This is a genomic window from Flavobacterium sp. KY-23415 (assembly GCF_055384985.1).
In genome coordinates this window covers 1,302,223-1,319,383 of the sequence record NZ_AP044001.1, presented here as the reverse complement: position 1 = coordinate 1,319,383, position 17,161 = coordinate 1,302,223, and the positions used below count along the sequence as shown (strand labels likewise).

The window sequence follows — 17,161 nt, the reverse complement described above, 5'->3', positions numbered from 1 at the left end:
AGGTTTTAATGGAAACAATAAGAACTTTATTCTCAAGAGAACATGAAACGGTACTTCCTAATTTGGGCGTTTTTTTAGCAGGACCAACACCACCAAACGGAGGGATGACATCAGGTTGGAGAAGAGTGATAGTTGATAAGTTGCTAAAAGACGAACGTTTGGATCCAAGTATGTTAATTGTTTCTCCCGAACCAGAATCTGGAAATTGGAATACTATTGAAAAACCAAGTAACGGTTTATTGAATAAAGTACATAATGATCAAATTGCTTGGGAATGGCAATATCTGCAATTATGTGATATAACAGCTTTTTGGTTGCCCACTTATTTTTCTAAAGGTATATCTGAAAACTTTCCTGCCAATATTGGACCTACCAGTCGTTGGGAATTTGGGTATTATTTTCAAGAATATTTGAAAGCCCCACAAAAAAAACATTTTATTGTGGGTGCACCAGAAGATGCCGAAAGTATAAACTGGGCTAAAAAGTTAGTCGCATCACATGGTATAAAGTGGCATGTTTTGGAAAAAGGAGACAAAGAAAAGCAAGTGGCAGCTTCTTTTATAGAAGAAATTGCTTCGACATTAGTAAAAAACAAATGGGTTTTCTAATAAATTAAGATAGTAACAATGAAAAAGATCATTTACAACAAAGACATATTTGTAATAGAAAACTTTTTATCCAAAGAAGAATGTGAGGAACTCATTCAAAAAAGTGAGCAAATAGGTTATGAAGAAGCTAAAGTACAAATGGGTGGAAATAGACAATCTATTTTAAAAGGAGTTAGAAATAACGATAGAATTTTATATAAAGATGAGGTGCTAGCAAATAAACTGTATCAAAGAGCACTCCCATTTCTATCAAATGAAATTGGTAATTATGATCAGATAGGTCTTAATGAAATGTTCCGCTTCTATAAATACAGTCCGGGTCAACGCTTTAAAATGCATAGAGACGGAAGCTTTAAACGAAATGAAAGGGAAAAGAGTTTTTTTACGTTTTTAGTGTATCTCAACGAAGAATTTGAAGGTGGAGCAACCGAATTTGAAGATTTGTTTACCATTCAACCCAAAACAGGTGATTTGTTGGTTTTTTATCATCCATATAGGCATGAAGGAAGAATAATAGAAAGTGGTTTTAAATATGCTTTACGTAGTGATGTAATGTATAAAATCAAAAATGAAAATGAAAACAATCTATAAATCACCAGAAAACATTGATAATAGAGACAAGACAAGAAAATCAATTTTCCTAGCAGGTTCTATTGAGATGGATTTGGCTGTAAATTGGCAGAAAAGAAGCGAAGAAGTATTAGCAAGAAAATACGTTATTTTTAATCCTAGAAGAGACTCATGGAGTACAGGCTGGGAACAGTCGATAGAAAATCCTCAGTTTAAGGAACAGGTTATATGGGAATTGAATGCATTAGAACAATCTGATATCATAATTATGTTTTTTGCAAATAATACAAAATCACCCATTTCATTATTAGAATTAGGCTTATTTGCTCATTCGAACAAAATGAAAGTAGTAGTTGAAGAAGGGTTTTGGAGAAAAGGAAATATTGATATTGTTTGTGAAAGATATCAAATTGAACAATTTGATTCACTTGAGGTTTTGTATAACCATTTATTAGAAGAAAAAGAATGAAAACAACAACTTTATACAGACCAGTAGGTTTAAGAGAAATGGAATTAATTGCAGAAAGTAATTTCTCGGCTTTTCCACCTCGTTTGGAATGGCAACCTATTTTTTATCCAGTAATGAATCAGGAATATGCAGCGCAAATCGCAAGAGAATGGAATACACCTGATGAATTTTCAAGCTATTGTGGTATCGTTACGGCTTTTGAAGTGGTTAGTGAGTATTTACAACAATTTGAAATTCAAAATGTAGGTGATAAAAACCATAACGAATTATGGATTCCTGCTGAAGAATTAGAAACGTTCAATGAAAACATCGTTGGAGAAATAAAGATTGTACAAGTGTTTTATGGAGAAAAGTATAAACCTTCTCAAAATGAAACCTTGAATAAAAAATTACATAATAAAAATACTTTTTAGTACTTATAGAACAGTGTCAGTTCGAAGTTTTTTTACATAACAAAGTGGAGTAAAAAATGTATCGAGAACCGATTATAAATAAAAAGTAGAATAAAAAAAGATATAAAAATGAAGAAAATAGTACTATTAACAGGAGCAGGAATAAGTGCAGAAAGCGGAATTCAAACCTTTAGAGATGCCGATGGTTTATGGCACAACCATAGAGTAGAAGATGTGGCATCGCCAGAAGGATGGAGAAAAAATAGAGAATTAGTTTTAGAATTCTATAATGAAAGAAGACGAAAATTAAAAGAAGTAGTGCCTAATCAAGCGCATCGTTTAGTTAAACAATTAGAAGAACATTTTGAAGTGCAAATCATTACTCAAAATATCGATGACTTGCATGAAAGAGCCGGTTCTCAAAATGTATTACACATTCATGGGGAATTAAATAAAATGTGTTCTTCTTTGAACAGAAAATTAAGTTATGATTGCTTTGATGACATCAAAATAGGAGACAAAGCAACAGATGGTTCTCAGTTAAGGCCAGATATTGTTTGGTTTGGAGAAGATGTGCCATTGTATCCTGTGGCTATTGAAATGGTAAAACAAGCCGACATTTTTATGGTTATAGGAACCTCTTTGCAAGTGTATCCAGCAGCTAATCTTTTGAACTTTATAAAAATCGATGCCCAACTCATCATTATCAACCCAGATCATGATGGAGGAAACTATGGGGGAAGAGCTATTTATGTAAAGGAGAAAGCAACAACTGGAATGCAAAAAGTATTTGATGTTTTGATAAAAGAAGAAAAATAGTGTTTTGGGGAGTCCTTTGCTTCCGCAATCGAGTGTCAAATGTTTGAAGAAGTCTTAAAAACAAAAGTTGTTTGAGCGAAGCGAGTTCTTTTGTTTTAGACTTCAAAAACAAATTTGACCGATGAGGAAGCTAAGACTTCATTTTTTTGTTTCTTTTTTTATCAAGAAAAAAAGATAAAACAAAGGCAACTTATTATATCATTATTGGTGATGATGACGATGATGACTCAACGGTTGATCTTTCTGTTTTAATCAAAGAAAGATGGGTGAAAACAAATTATTGGGAAGGTTTTACCAAAGAAAAACTAGCCGAAACGATTCAGTTAATTGAAAAGTTAAGAAGTAATCAATAAGATAATAAACTTTAGTAAAGTTGATGTATAATAATAAAAAAAACAGCTCCAATGGAGCAAAATGTATATATGAAACTAACTATACACGGATATTCAACTGCTTTGTTTGCTACATGGTATTTCATCGAAGAACTTGGAATCCTTTTTGATGCAGGTGATGGACTGGTATCAGGATTAATGGGGAAATGTGGAAAAATAAAAAAAGTTTTTATTTCTCATGCAGATCGAGATCATTTAACGGGATTGTTGCAATATAACCAACTCTTTTCTCATATTGGGCCAACTATATATTATCCTAAAGGATCACAATCTTTTCCTTTTTTAGAAGCTTTTTCAAAGAAATTTGATCCACATATCCAAGGAACATTTTGGGAACCAATAGACAAAGGACAACATGTAGCAATAAAAGAAAGAATTTCAATAGAGTCTTTAGAAAATGAACACGTTTATACTTCTAATGGAATCATTAAGAGTTTGAGTTATAAAGTATGGGAAACGAAAAAGAAACTAAAAACAGAATTTCTAGGAATGCCTTCTGAAACGATTAAAAAGATAAGGGAAGAAAAAGGAGAACCATTTTTGATGGAAGAACAAAAAACCAATTTATTATCCTATTCTGGTGATACTCCTGTTGTGGATTATGCTCGTTTTGACGGTACGAAAGTATTAATTCATGAAGCTACTTTTTTAACTAAAGAGGAAACGCAAACTAAAAATGATAAAAACAGGCATAGCTCTTTAGAAGAAGTTTTTGAAATGGTTGCGAATTGTAATATAGAACAGTTGATTTTAGGACATTTTTCTTCTCGATATTATCAAGAAGAAATTGATAACAAGATAAAAGAATTAATTGCGTTTTATAAAATAAAGATACCCGTGTATCGAATACCTATTGGTAAAGTAAGCAAAGCTATTTTGGATGGGAAACCAATAAATTAAATTTAAGGAAATGAAAGAAATTCAATATGTAAGAGGAGATGCAACAACTCCAATTGGGAATGATAAAAGAATAATCGTTCATATATGTAATGATATTGGAGGTTGGGGAAAAGGCTTTGTGATGGCGCTTTCAAAAAAATGGGAAACTCCAGAAAAGCAATATAGAGAATGGTTCAAATCTAAAGATAATTTTGAATTAGGAGAGGTTCAATTTATAGCTGTTGAAGAAAATATATGGGTGGCTAATATGATTGCGCAGCATAAAATTAATAGAGACGAAAAGGGTGAAGCGCTTATTCGTTATGAATCAGTAAAAAAAGCACTTGCCAAAGTCTCAGACTTTGCAAGAAATGAACAAGTATCCGTTCATATGCCAAGAATTGGCTGTGGATTAGCTGGTGGGAAATGGGAATGTATTGAACCTATTATTTTGGAAACGCTTTCTGAGAAAGATGTTGAGGTAACGGTTTATGATTTTTAGGGATGATAATTAAGGTAAAACAAGCAGATATTACAACAATAAAAGTTGACGCCATCGTCAATGCTGCTAATACTTCTTTATTAGGTGGAAGCGGTGTAGATGGCGCCATTCATAAAGCAGGAGGAAAAGCCATTTTAGAAGCATGTATGGCTATAAGAAACAAGCAAGGCGGTTGTAAAGTAGGAGAAGCGGTTATTACTACTGCTGGAAATTTGCCTTCAAAATATGTCATACATACTGTTGGTCCTGTTTGGAATGGTGATAAAGAAGAAAAAAAGCAGTTATTAGCTAGTTGTTATAACAATTGCTTACAATTAGCTGAAAAACATCAATTAAAATCAATCGCTTTTCCAAATATAAGCACAGGGATTTATCGTTTCCCTAAAAATGAAGCGGCAAAAATAGCAATACAAACGGTAAAACTATTTCCTGTTGAAAGCATACAAGAAATAACCTTTGTATGTTTTGATGAAGAAAATTACAAGTTGTATGAACAACTTTTATAAAAAAAAACGTAAAACGTCAGTTCGAGTGTTTTTTGTGTAGAGAAAAGAAACAAAAAATGTATCGAGAACCGTTTTAATAATTGATTTTCTATAAGAAAAAGGAAAATCAAAACTAAATTTATATGAACGAAAATATAATAAAAAGCACTAGTAAATTCCTTAGTTTAGTACTAAGGCATGCACCAGAAAAAATAGCCTTAACCCTAGATGAAAACGGATGGGCAAATGTAGAGGAACTTATTATTCAATGTAATAAATTCCACAAGAAATTAGATCATGCGCTATTGGATTACGTAGTAGAAAATAATGATAAAAAAAGATTCGCTTTCAATGAAGATAAAACCAAAATAAGAGCGAGTCAAGGGCATTCCATTTCGGTCGAATTAGAATTAAAAGAAATCGAACCCATTCATTTTCTATACCACGGAACAGTGGATAAATTCATACAAGCCATTCGAAAAGAAGGCTTGCTAAAAATGAGCCGACAACACGTACATTTGAGTCAAGATAGAGAAACAGCTATAAAAGTTGGTAGTAGAAGAGGAAAACCCATTGTTTTGAGTATCAATGCACCTAAAATGCATCGAGAAGGATTCAAATTTTACGTATCAGAAAACGGAGTTTGGTTAGCCGATCATGTACCAGCAGAATATATAGAATTTTAAACATGTTACAAGTTAAATTAGTTTACAGAGAGGAAGCATTAGGCAACGCTTGGAAAGAAGATTTTAAAGATTGTCCAAATGTAGAAATCATTGGGCAAGATATTTTAGAAGTTTCTTGCGATGCAATTGTTAGTCCGGCCAATTCTTTTGGTTTTATGGATGGTGGATTGGATTTACATATTTCTGAGAAATTAGGTTGGCATTTACAAGAGAATCTACAAGCTCAAATTGCTCAATTAGATGAAAAAGAATTACTAATTGGTAAATCCATTACACTTGAAACAGGAAATGACACCATTCCATATTTAATTTCTGCACCCACAATGCGAGTGCCTATGAGCTTTAATATTGCCACTTCTGTAAATGCTTATTTAGCAATGAAAGCCATTCTAATAGCTTGTAAAAACAATGAAGCTATTAAAACAGTTGCTATCCCTGGCTTGTGTACAGGTTGTGGAAGAATGCCATTTCACATCGCATCCAATCAAATGTTTTTAGCTTACGATGAAATAATCAATGGGAATTACAAAGACTATCAGACATTTGGAGACGTGCAAAAGTTTCAATACAGATTAAATGAAAATGGATTAATTTGGGATTATTAAAATGAAAAAAAGAACGCTCGTTTTCGGAGATATCCACGGTGGTTTAAGAGCTTTACAACAATTGTTTGAAAGAGCTGAAATTACTATTAATGATAAATTAATTTTCCTTGGAGATTATGTCGATGGTTGGAGTGAATCTGCTGAGGTCATACAATTTTTAATAGAAATCACAGAAAAGCATAACTGCATTTTTATTAGAGGAAATCATGACGCTTGGTGCGAACATTATCTAAAAACTAATGAATCCTTGAACGAGTGGCTTTTTAATGGAGGAACAGCAACAGTAGAAAGTTATGATAATAGAAATATCGAGAAGATAAAACATTTGAATTTCTTCGAAAGAATGAAAGATTATCATGTGGATGAGCAAAATAGATTATTTATTCATGCTGGTTTTTCTTCCATGTATGGACCTAGTAAGGAAACGTATTCCACTAATTATTCTTGGGACAGAACCTTGTGGGAAATGGCTTTGGCACTAGATGAAAGAATCGAAAAAGACAGTGTTTTTTATCCAAAACGATTAAAATTGTTTAGCGAAATTTATATTGGTCATACTCCTACATTAAATTACGGAATTACAACACCTATGAATAAAGCAAATGTTTGGAATATCGATACAGGTGCAGCTTTTACAGGTAAAATATCGTGTTTAGATATAGAAACGAAAGAATTTTGGCAAAGTGATTCAGTACAATCATTATATCCAAATGAAAAAGGAAGAAATTAGAAAAGAAAATCATTATTTATAACGATATAAAGCAGGTAATATGACTGTACCTTTGAAAAAAAGGATACTTTTAGAAAAGTAAGAACAAAAACTATAAAAACTAAAAATATGAGCGATAATTTAAAACCAAGATTTGTTGATGCTTTACGAAGAAACAACGATCAAATAAGAGAAGACAGAGCAAATGCGATTGCTGAAGATTCAGAATTAATCTACAGAAGACGTATTGAAGATATCGAATTGAAAATAAAACGTTTGGAAAGAGAACAAGAAAGCAGTATCGATATCAGTCCGTTAGACAAAAATAGTTTAACTTTTGCCGATTTCAATCCAGATACTTTTGTACAAAAGGATATCGAATTGTCCTTAAACATCAGAAATCTAAAAATTCAATTCGAAATAGCAAAAACAAGATATGAATATTTATTTGGTAAAACATTCTAATTATGGGAGGAACAAAATATAATTTTAGCGCACGTTTTAGTAAAGCTGCAGCAGAAGGATATGCTTCAAAAGCTGCTAACGAAATCTTTAAACAAAACCAGTTAGGAAGAGCTCATGAAGCAATGAATCCTAATGGAGTAACCTTTAGAGAAGCAAGAGATTCTGAAGCAAACCCTAATTCATACCCTATCATTTTAGGATTAGACGTTACTGGAAGTATGGGGCATATTCCACATGAATTAGTAAAAGAAGGGTTGCCCAAATTAATGGGTGGTATTATCGATGGTGGTGTTCCAGATCCTGCACTTCTTTTTCTGGGTATTGGAGACCATGAATGCGATAGTTTTCCTTTACAGGTTGGCCAATTCGAATCGGGTGATGAAGAATTAGACATGTGGTTAACCAGAACTTATATCGAATCTGGTGGTGGAGGCAATGCTGGAGAGAGTTATCTGTTGGCTTGGTATTTTGCAGCTTTCCATACACGAACAGATGCTTTTGAAAAAAGAGGTCAAAAAGGCTTGTTATTTACGATTGGAGACGAACCCAATTTAAAAACATTACCTGCTTCAGCTATTAAAGAAATCATGGGTAATGGAGAACAAACGTATAGTGATTTAGAATTATTAGCAGAAGCTAAAAAAAGATACGAAGTGTATCATATTAGTGTTTTACATTCTGGAAGAGCTCAAACAGCAGAAATTGGATGGAAAGAAGTATTAGGAGAAAATTGCATTTCAGTTGAAGATTATAAAACGATTCCAGATGTAATTAAAAACATTGTGTGTGAAAGACATAAAGCTCGATTTACTGGAGATTCAGGTGTTTCTGGAACAACAGGATTCGATCACATTGATATGTTATAAATGAAAAAGGCCAAAATTGTGATAGGTTTAGGATTTGGAGATGAAGGTAAAGGCATTACAACCGATTTCCTTTGTAGCCAAAATCCTGAAGCTATAGTGGTTCGTTTTTCTGGTGGACAACAAGCAGCACACACGGTAATGCTTAATGGGAAAAAGCATATTCATTCTAGTTTTGCTAGTGGTGCATTGCGCGGTTTGCCATCGTATTTTAGCGAACATTGCACGATTCATCCGTCTCTTTTGTACAATGAATTTTTAGAATTAAAAGAAAAAGGAGGAAACACCAACTTGCACATTCATCCGTTAGCCAAAATAACTACACCTTTTGATGTTTGGCAAAACCGAAATAACACAAAGAATCTAACACACGGTTCTTGTGGGAAAGGAATTGGTGCAACGATGAAACGCAATGAAGGCGCATACAAGTTATTTGCTATAGACTTAATTGGACCGCAAAATTTCCTTATCCAAAAATTAAAAAATATTGCTTCTTATTATGGGTTTTCCAATGATAATGAATTGCAAAATGAAGTTGCCTATTTCTTAGAATGTATTGAAAAAGTAGATTGGAAAATTTCTAATTATGATTTCTTAGAAAACTATAAAACTCTTATTTTTGAAGGAAGTCAGGGCGTTTTATTAGATATGAATCATGGTGTGTTTCCTAATGTAACCTATGCGAACACAACTTCCAAGAACGCAATGGAGATTTGTAAACAATTAGATATTCAAGATATAGAAATATTCTATGTGACAAGATGTTATCTTACTAGACATGGAAATGGATGGATGCCAAATGAAGAAACGCTTGAACTAATAAATAATGAGGAAGAAACGTGTGTGTTTAACGAGTATCAAAAAGAATTGCGATTGGGAAAAGTAGATGAAGAATTGTTACTTCACGCTTTACAAATAGATCAAATATATTCAAAACCAACCCAAAAGAGTTTAGTAATTACTTGTTTGGATCAATATAAGCACAAACTTAATATTGATAAATTAAGTACTACATTTGATGCGATTTATGGTTCTTATGGACCAGAATCAAATTTTTTTAAACAAATAAAATAAGGAAATGGCAAATATTTATCCTAAAAAAGTTGAAAAATGACATATTTATTAAAATATTCCGATGTTTACGATGATTCGAGAAAAGACACAACAGAATATTTAAAAAATATTCCGTTTGACGAAATTAAAAGAATAATTCCCTTTAAACACAATAATACATTAAGGTTAGATAATTTTTTTTCAGATAATGATATACAGGATAATGTTAATCAAAGAATCTCTAAACTAAAATATGAAGAGATAGATTTTATAAGTGACATTGGATATTTAAAAATAATTGAGATTATTCTTTCTCAAAATCAGAATTTAATAAATCAGAATATTGACATAAGTGAATTTGAAGAAAATATTTTTAAAGCTTTTCTATCAATCAATGAGGATTTAGAAGAAAAAGAAAATTTTGGACTTCAATATATAATGAACCTTAGAGAGATAAGTCCTGAAGAGAATTTTTCATATAGTATACTTTTAAATAAATTTATTTCAGCAGACACTGAAGCTGATAGAAATAATGAAGACTTGATAAAATATATCTATTCCACAGTATATAAGTTGGAGAAATTATTCATTTTTCTTAAAGTGAAAGGATTAAATGGATTGAAGAGAAATTTAATAACGCAATTTAGTTTTAATGATGAGTCTGAACTAATACAAAATATACACCAATTACTATACACAATATTTATTGCGACTAAAATAGAGAATAGTAATGAATTTAAAGTACTAAAAGAAAAGGATGTTTTGTTTTTCAATTCATTAATTTCTGATAATGTTGAAATCGACGAAGATTTTAAAAAATTAAAAGAAAACCCAATTGTTAAACTCTCGGATAAACATTATACATATTTTGACTATCTTTTTGTTGTAGATCGATTTTATAAAGGAATAAAGTTCAACATTCTAAAAGCATTCAATGATGACGTGAACCTTATTAAGGAGTATGGAGATTTCTTTTCATTTTACAATCTTGAGTTTTCAGAAAAACATTTATTTCATTCTGTTTGTGATGATATTTTTAAAAATGGAAATTATATCGTTTTAGAAAGAAATGAAAAAGAAGAAAAATTTGAACCTGATTACTATGTAAGAAATAAAAAAAGTAATGATATATTTATATTTGAGTGTAAAGATGTCATGATTGCTGGAAAAGTAAAAGAATCTAGAAATTTAGAGAAATTAATTAAGGCGATAGAAGAAAAAATTATTACTCCCAAAGGTATTCAACAACTAACGTTACACATTGAAAAGATCATAAATAATGAATTTAAATTTGATAACAAACTAAATTGCGGAAATTCAAATAAAATATATCCAATTTTGGTTTTATGCGAACGAATTTTTGATATTCACGGATTAAATTTTATTTTAAATGAATACTACAAAAAGCAAATAAGAGATAAATTAGGAATTAATTATGATTCAGCAAGAATTAAGGATTTAGTTATTATAGATATTGATACATTAATTTCTTCAAAAAATTATTTATTAAAAAATGATACAAATTTTCAAGAATGGCTTGATTTACATATTTCTGAAATGAACAAAAAATTTATTCCTTCAAACAGTCAAGACGAAAACCTATCTAAACTATTAAAATGCATTGCTCCATTTTCAAGGCGAAAAAGAATAAATTTATCAGAAGAAATGTTAAATCAATTTACTAATTACAATAAAGCATAATTATATGAACCCATTATTATTAACCGACGGTTATAAAGTAGATCACCGAAGACAATACCCAAATGGAACAAGTTTAGTATATTCCAATTGGACACCTAGAAAATCAAGAATTGAAGGCGTTAATGAAGTGGTATTCTTTGGATTACAATATTTTATAAAAAAATACATTTTAGAAGATTTTCAAAATCATTTTTTTGCAAAACCTAAAGAAGAAGTGGTGCAAAAATATGCACGTCGTATCAATAACTATTTGGGCGAAAATCAAGTAGGTACACAACACATCGCTGCTTTACATGATTTAGGATATATTCCAATGGTATTCAAAGCTTTACCTGAAGGAGTGAGTGTGCCCATTCGTACACCTATGTTTACCATGTATAATACCCAATCGGAATTCTTTTGGTTGACCAATTATTTTGAAACGTTACTTTCAGCAGTGGTTTGGTTGCCCTGTAATTCGGCTACTATTGCAAAACAATATCGTAAGATTTTAGACCAATATGCGCAAGACACAGCTTCCATTCCAGAGTTTGTCGATTGGCAAGCACACGATTTCTCTATGCGTGGTATGGCTGGTATTGAAGCAGCGGTTCTTTCTGCAGCCGGACATTTATTGAGTTTTACAGGAACAGATACCATTCCAGCCATTGATTTTCTGGAAACCTATTACAATGCCAATTCCGATGCCATGTTAATTGGTGGTTCAGTTGCAGCTACAGAGCATTCGGTAATGTGTATGGGAACAACTGAAGGAGAATACGACACATTCAAACGATTAATTTGTGAGGTGTATCCAAAAGGTATTGTGTCTATCGTTTCCGATACTTGGGATTTATGGAAAGTACTAACGGATTATTTACCACGATTAAAAGAAGAAATTATAGCGAGAGAAGGTAAAGTAGTAATTCGACCAGATAGTGGTGATCCAATTTATATTTTATGCGGTAACCCGAATGGAAAAACCGAACAAGAAAGAAAAGGGGTTGTGGAGCTGCTTTGGGATACTTTTGGAGGAACGATTAATGCGAAAGGCTATAAAGAGTTGATTCCTCAAATTGGAGCAATTTATGGCGATAGTATTACGATTGATAGAGCGACTCAAATTTGTGAAGAGTTAAAGAAAAAAGGATTTGCGTCTACCAATGTTGTTCTAGGAATTGGTTCGTTTACCTATCAATACAACACACGAGATACTTTTGGTTTTGCCATGAAAGCGACTTATGGAGAAGTAAACGGAGAAGGAAGGGCTATTTTTAAAGATCCAGTTACTGATGATGGTACTAAAAAATCGGCAAAAGGCTTAATGAAAATTGAACTTATTGACGGAAAATACAATTTAAAAGATGAGGTTTCTTGGGAAGAGGAACAACAAGGAGAAATGCAAGAGGTATTCCGAGATGGAAAATTGTTGGTGGATCACGCTTTGGAGGATATTCGTAAGAGAGTGAGGTAGTTTTATAAAATTGTTATTTTTACGAAAGGAAAAATCCCACTAGGTTTTAATACTTAGTGGGATTTCTTTTTATTAAAAATGATAATTTATTTAGACTTAAAATTTAAGACTTTATAATAGTCTTTGTTATTAGATTCTACTAGCCAAATTCCATCATTGCTTACCATTGTATTAAAATAGATTTTATTTTTTGTATCAATAGAGTCAATATATAATTTGAAATCTTTGTTTTTATAATATAACATTAACGCCTCATAATCCATAATCTTATTTTTTAAAAGATCTTTATCAGTAATATTAGCATAAATAAAGTCTCGAATATCATTTGAATTATTTGTCTTAAACGAATAAAAATCAGTTTTAACAAAGTCACCGTTTTTATCGTTTATGTCGGATAACATTAAAATTTCTTCTGGCTGAGTTGATGCGAATAAAAACTGTAACTGCCCATTCATATTAAACATTCTAACGTAAGTGTTGTTTAAATAAGCTATACGAATTTTTTCTAATTTATCAGTTTGAAATTTCTTCTCCCATAATAAATTTCCTGCTTTGTCAAACTTATAAATATAATAGCCAACTATTCTGTTGTAAAGTAAATTTTCTTTTTCTTTATTGCCTAACATTCCATAAACATATACATTTCCTGAGGAATCAAAAAATAAGTTGTTAATCGATCCATCATCTGCAAAATCTGAATAAGTTCTTGGTCCTGAGCTAACTGTATAACTAAATCCAGCATGATTAGTAAAAGTGTTACTAAATCCTCCAACCGATTTTAAAACCATTCTACCACCACCAGTAACTGATAGAATAAAACTGTAATCTTTTAGTAATAAATTATATTGTATCTCACCTATTTTTTCACCAGATGGATTATATTCTGTTCTGTATATTATTGATTCTTTACAATCTTTTGAGATTGATTTAGAAATCACTTCAATATTTCCGTTTTTATTTATAAATGTTCTAATTCCAGGAGTTCTTTGTGACTTATAAAAATTTTCTCCTACTAGCCTTTCAAATCCATTAAAACTAAGTTCAACTTTTGAAGTCTTGTTACCTTCATAAGGATAAATGACATTGAACTTGTCTTTATCTTTTTTATACATTAACATTTGGTTGTCAAAATAATATTGAGGTGAATATTTTTTTGCATCCAATACTTTTACTCCAAATTTTCCAAATAAATTGATGTTGTCACCTGAAAGCCTTAGTTTTGAGTAATCTTCGGCAATCAAAACATTTCCACTATAATTAAAAAAAGGATTCATTACATTTTTATTTTCAAACCAAATGCTATCTTTACCTTTAGAATCAAAAGTCATAATCTTATTAACCTCTCTATTTTGAGATATTCCAATATGTTTACCCTTTTTAATAGCTATTTGATTTTTAATTGGTAAAAATTCATAACCTAAAGGAACATTGTCTTTTTCAAATTTTTCTTCTACAATAACTTGCTGTGATCTACCAAAAATTGAGAAAACTAAAAATACTATTACAAATATATTCTTCATTTTTATTAAAAATTAATTCCCTCTGTTGTTATAATAATCAAATCCACCATTGTAAGTATATCTAAAATTTTCATTGTTAGATAATGTTACATCTATTTCCAATGTATAATTTGGACTTGTTCCTGATACTGAAATTGTGCCAGAAGTGGCTGTTAAGTACCTGTCTTGTGCGTCATAAAGTTCATTGTTGTTATTTCCGTCTATATGAATACCTAATTCATTAAAAAAGTTAGATCCTGGCAGAGGATTTGAAAAATTCCCATTTTGGATATAGGTATATACTCCATTTGAAAATTCTGTATTGTTTGAAAACATTCGAACATTTAATAAAATTGATGCATTTGTAGCTTCAAATCCAAAATAGGACATAGGTTCTGCTAAAATGGTTAAATTTCCATTCGTCATTAAAAAATCAAATTCAGCATGAGAGTTACTTGAAAATCTGTGATTATCAACGGCAGTTGCTTTAGAAATGTAATATGATTGACCATTGACCTCTAAACTTGTAGAGGATTGATTTGGGTTTTCGTTGTCATCTTTGCTACATGAAAAGAATAATAAAGCGAAAGTAAAAATAAGTAATTTATTCATAGAATATAGGTGTAAATTTAAAAGCCAAATATAGCTAAATTAAAGTTTTTTATAATTATTAAAGTCTTAAGTTTTTTGTTGTTTTAAAGTTGAAGTAGTACGTTTTTTTAGCTCTTTAGCAGTAATTGCAGTTGCTACTTCTTTTGGTTTTCAAAAGAAGTTTATTGTTTTCTAAAATTATTTTTTTCATAAAAATCTTGCTACTTAATACACTAATCTTAATACTTCTCGCTTACTTCTTATAAAACAAATTATGCTCCACATATTTCCAAACTTTGCTAGGTAACATCGGTACTACATTTTTGTTGTTTTTAATGCTATTTCGAATAAAAGTAGATGACAATTCAATCACTGGAGCTCCAATTCTGTGGATTTTAGGGTGATTGGCAAATTGGTCATCCATGTCACCCGCATTTAATCTAGGATATACATAAATGTCATGATTTTGTAGAATTACCTCATAGTTTTTCCACTTGTGTAACGAGTTTAAGTTGTCTTCACCCATGATTAATGAAAATTCATATTTCGGATATTTTTCTTGTAAATGAGCTAACGTATGCACCGTATAATTAGGTTGCGGTAGTTTGAACTCAATGTCAGATGGTTGGATTTTAGAATATTCTTCCGAAGCCAAATGAACCATATGCAAACGATGATAATCATCCAACAAAGAATTTTTCTTCTTATGAGGATTGTGAGGTGTCACTACCATCCAAATTTGATCTAAATCGGAATGCTCCGCCATATGATTGGCAATGATTAAATGACCGATGTGAATAGGGTTAAATGTTCCAAAATATAATCCGATTTTCATATTGTTTCACAGAGTTTCACAGAGTTTTCGCTAAGTTTCACAAAGTCTTTGTGTATCTCTGTGCATCTTTACGAGGCTTTGTGTAATATTATTTTTGCAAAAAATTCTTCACCAACTGATATGCCTCTTCTTTTGCTGTATCTAAATCGTAATTTTTGATGATGGTGTCAAATTGAGGTGCAGTTGCTAATTCAACTGAAGCTTTAGCAATACGCATATTTATTTTGTCTTCACTTTCAGTTGAGCGCAGTTTCAATCTACGCTTTAATTCATCTATACTAGGTGGTTTTACAAAGACTGCTAATGTTTGCTCTGGAAATTTGCGTTTGATACGTAAACCACCAGCAACGTCTATGTCGAAAATTACATGTTTACCTAATGACCAAATGCGTTCTACTTCACTTTTTAAAGTTCCATAGAAATTATCTGTATATACTTCTTCCCATTCAATGAAATCTTCGTCCTTGATATGTTGTTTAAACTGTTCCCATGAAATAAAATAGTAATCGGTTCCATTTATTTCTTGTCCTCTAGGTTCACGAGTAGCACATGATATAGAGAATTCTAAATTTAGCTCTTCTTTTCCTAATAAGTGTCGTACTATTGTTGTTTTTCCAGAACCAGACGGAGCTGAGAATACAAATAATTTTCCTTTAGTCATTGTGGTGTTGTGTAGTCTTTATTTTTTTTCTTTGCTCTATTTTCTTTAAAGAACATTCAAAACTTGTTCTTTAATCTTTTCCAACTCGTCTTTCATCATTACTACAAGTTTCTGCATTTCAGCATGATTCGATTTGGATCCCATTGTATTAATTTCTCTTCCCATTTCTTGAGTAATAAAGCCAAGTTTTCTACCATTCGCTTCTGTACCATTTAAGGTTTCTAAGAAATAATCAAGATGATTTGTTAAACGTACTTTTTCTTCTGTAATGTCTAATTTTTCAAGATAATAAATTAATTCTTGTTCAAATCGATTTTCGTCAACCGTAACTTTTAATTCTTCAATTGCCGTTTGTAAGCGTTCTTTAATATTTTTAACGCGTTCTGGGTCTAGCAACAAGGCTTGTTCCATAAACAAACGAATATTGGCAATACGCAATTGAAATTCTTTTTCAAGTGATTTACCCTCGTCTTTTCTAAAAGTCAATATATTTTCTAAAGCTTCATTTACTACTTGTGAAATTTCCTTCCATTCATTTTCATCAATTTCATCGCGTTCTGTTTTAAGTGCATCAGGCATTCTAACAGCCATTTTCATTAATTCAGTATTATCTGCGTCAGGAAGTATCTCTTTCATCTGATTAATATATCCCTTTATGATAGGTGCATTAATTTTAGATGAAGTTTCTTCTCCAGTAATTTCAATAAATAAAGAAAAATCAACCTTACCACGCTCTAGTTTTTGAGAAATTTCATTGCGAAGACCTAATTCCATTTCTCTATAAATAGAAGGCATTCTCATGTTTAAATCGAGTCCTTTACTATTTAATGATTTTATTTCAACATTAATCTTTTTGTTTGGTAATTGTTTCGTAGCCTTACCAAAGCCAGTCATGGATAGTATCATAATTTACTTTAAAAGATT

Annotated in this window: 22 protein-coding genes; 17 read left to right on the top strand and 5 right to left on the bottom strand. The window is 31.2% G+C overall.

What is annotated here, in order from left to right:
- Positions 1-8: 8 nt before the first annotated feature.
- The 17 genes from ACZ49Z_RS05885 to ACZ49Z_RS05805 all read left to right on the top strand — a co-directional run bounded on the left by ACZ49Z_RS05885 (position 9) and on the right by ACZ49Z_RS05805 (position 12,651).
- Positions 9-608, top strand: a complete 600-nt coding sequence (locus tag ACZ49Z_RS05885; RefSeq protein WP_464307258.1) for a nucleoside 2-deoxyribosyltransferase domain-containing protein — start codon at positions 9-11, stop codon at positions 606-608.
- A gap of 18 nt (positions 609-626) precedes the next feature.
- Positions 627-1,199 (top strand): prolyl hydroxylase family protein, encoded by a 573-nt coding sequence (locus ACZ49Z_RS05880; protein ID WP_464307257.1) that lies wholly within the window; start codon positions 627-629, stop codon positions 1,197-1,199.
- The gene (locus tag ACZ49Z_RS05875; RefSeq protein ID WP_464307256.1) at positions 1,183-1,647 is read left to right on the top strand and encodes a nucleoside 2-deoxyribosyltransferase domain-containing protein; all 465 of its coding nucleotides are present in this window, start codon (positions 1,183-1,185) and stop codon (positions 1,645-1,647) included. Before ACZ49Z_RS05880 ends, ACZ49Z_RS05875 begins: the two co-directional genes overlap by 17 nt.
- A complete protein-coding gene (locus ACZ49Z_RS05870) occupies positions 1,644-2,060 on the top strand; it encodes an ADP-ribosylation/crystallin J1 (RefSeq protein WP_464307255.1) in 417 nt (138 codons plus the stop codon). Before ACZ49Z_RS05875 ends, ACZ49Z_RS05870 begins: the two co-directional genes overlap by 4 nt.
- Positions 2,061-2,168: 108 nt before the next feature.
- Entirely contained in the window at positions 2,169-2,858 is a 690-nt protein-coding gene (locus tag ACZ49Z_RS05865; protein ID WP_464307254.1) for an SIR2 family NAD-dependent protein deacylase, read from the top strand.
- A gap of 146 nt (positions 2,859-3,004) precedes the next feature.
- On the top strand, positions 3,005-3,211 hold the full coding sequence (locus ACZ49Z_RS05860; RefSeq protein WP_464307253.1) for a hypothetical protein: 207 nt from the start codon (positions 3,005-3,007) through the stop codon (positions 3,209-3,211).
- Between the two features lie 51 nt (positions 3,212-3,262).
- Complete coding sequence (locus tag ACZ49Z_RS05855; RefSeq protein ID WP_464307252.1) at positions 3,263-4,150, top strand: MBL fold metallo-hydrolase; 888 nt, start codon at positions 3,263-3,265, stop codon at positions 4,148-4,150.
- Between the two features lie 10 nt (positions 4,151-4,160).
- Positions 4,161-4,631 carry a macro domain-containing protein gene (locus tag ACZ49Z_RS05850; protein WP_464307251.1) on the top strand — a complete coding sequence of 157 codons (471 nt, stop codon included), beginning with the start codon at positions 4,161-4,163 and terminating at the stop codon, positions 4,629-4,631.
- Positions 4,632-4,633: 2 nt separating this feature from the next.
- Complete coding sequence (locus ACZ49Z_RS05845; RefSeq protein ID WP_464307250.1) at positions 4,634-5,137, top strand: O-acetyl-ADP-ribose deacetylase; 504 nt, start codon at positions 4,634-4,636, stop codon at positions 5,135-5,137.
- Positions 5,138-5,259: 122 nt separating this feature from the next.
- Complete coding sequence (locus ACZ49Z_RS05840; protein WP_464307249.1) at positions 5,260-5,802, top strand: RNA 2'-phosphotransferase; 543 nt, start codon at positions 5,260-5,262, stop codon at positions 5,800-5,802.
- Positions 5,803-5,804: 2 nt separating this feature from the next.
- A complete protein-coding gene (locus ACZ49Z_RS05835) occupies positions 5,805-6,407 on the top strand; it encodes a macro domain-containing protein (RefSeq protein ID WP_464307248.1) in 603 nt (200 codons plus the stop codon).
- Between the two features lies 1 nt (position 6,408).
- On the top strand, positions 6,409-7,137 hold the full coding sequence (locus ACZ49Z_RS05830; protein ID WP_464307247.1) for a metallophosphoesterase family protein: 729 nt from the start codon (positions 6,409-6,411) through the stop codon (positions 7,135-7,137).
- A gap of 108 nt (positions 7,138-7,245) precedes the next feature.
- Positions 7,246-7,581, top strand: a complete 336-nt coding sequence (locus tag ACZ49Z_RS05825; RefSeq protein ID WP_464307246.1) for a hypothetical protein — start codon at positions 7,246-7,248, stop codon at positions 7,579-7,581.
- Positions 7,582-7,583: 2 nt separating this feature from the next.
- Positions 7,584-8,447, top strand: coding sequence for a hypothetical protein (locus tag ACZ49Z_RS05820; protein WP_464307245.1), 864 nt, complete (start codon positions 7,584-7,586; stop codon positions 8,445-8,447).
- Positions 8,448-9,518, top strand: coding sequence for an adenylosuccinate synthetase (locus ACZ49Z_RS05815; RefSeq protein WP_464307244.1), 1,071 nt, complete (start codon positions 8,448-8,450; stop codon positions 9,516-9,518). It abuts the gene before it with no gap.
- A gap of 36 nt (positions 9,519-9,554) precedes the next feature.
- Positions 9,555-11,198 carry a hypothetical protein gene (locus ACZ49Z_RS05810; RefSeq protein ID WP_464307243.1) on the top strand — a complete coding sequence of 548 codons (1,644 nt, stop codon included), beginning with the start codon at positions 9,555-9,557 and terminating at the stop codon, positions 11,196-11,198.
- Positions 11,199-11,202: 4 nt separating this feature from the next.
- Positions 11,203-12,651 (top strand): nicotinate phosphoribosyltransferase, encoded by a 1,449-nt coding sequence (locus tag ACZ49Z_RS05805; protein ID WP_464307242.1) that lies wholly within the window; start codon positions 11,203-11,205, stop codon positions 12,649-12,651.
- 86 nt (positions 12,652-12,737) lie between these two features.
- On the opposite strand, the gene ACZ49Z_RS05800 is transcribed toward ACZ49Z_RS05805, so the two are convergent.
- The 5 genes from ACZ49Z_RS05800 to ACZ49Z_RS05780 all read right to left on the bottom strand — a co-directional run bounded on the left by ACZ49Z_RS05800 (position 12,738) and on the right by ACZ49Z_RS05780 (position 17,143).
- Positions 12,738-14,171 carry a hypothetical protein gene (locus ACZ49Z_RS05800; RefSeq protein ID WP_464307241.1) on the bottom strand — a complete coding sequence of 478 codons (1,434 nt, stop codon included), beginning with the start codon at positions 14,169-14,171 and terminating at the stop codon, positions 12,738-12,740.
- A 12-nt stretch (positions 14,172-14,183) separates the two neighbouring features.
- Positions 14,184-14,762 (bottom strand): hypothetical protein, encoded by a 579-nt coding sequence (locus tag ACZ49Z_RS05795; protein ID WP_464307240.1) that lies wholly within the window; start codon positions 14,760-14,762, stop codon positions 14,184-14,186.
- A 232-nt stretch (positions 14,763-14,994) separates the two neighbouring features.
- Positions 14,995-15,576, bottom strand: coding sequence for a nicotinate (nicotinamide) nucleotide adenylyltransferase (gene nadD / locus ACZ49Z_RS05790; protein ID WP_464307239.1), 582 nt, complete (start codon positions 15,574-15,576; stop codon positions 14,995-14,997).
- A gap of 88 nt (positions 15,577-15,664) precedes the next feature.
- Positions 15,665-16,237: a guanylate kinase gene (gene gmk / locus ACZ49Z_RS05785; protein WP_464307238.1), complete on the bottom strand. Its 573-nt coding sequence runs from the start codon at positions 16,235-16,237 to the stop codon at positions 15,665-15,667.
- Between the two features lie 45 nt (positions 16,238-16,282).
- Positions 16,283-17,143 carry a YicC/YloC family endoribonuclease gene (locus ACZ49Z_RS05780; RefSeq protein ID WP_464307237.1) on the bottom strand — a complete coding sequence of 287 codons (861 nt, stop codon included), beginning with the start codon at positions 17,141-17,143 and terminating at the stop codon, positions 16,283-16,285.
- Positions 17,144-17,161: the final 18 nt, after the last annotated feature.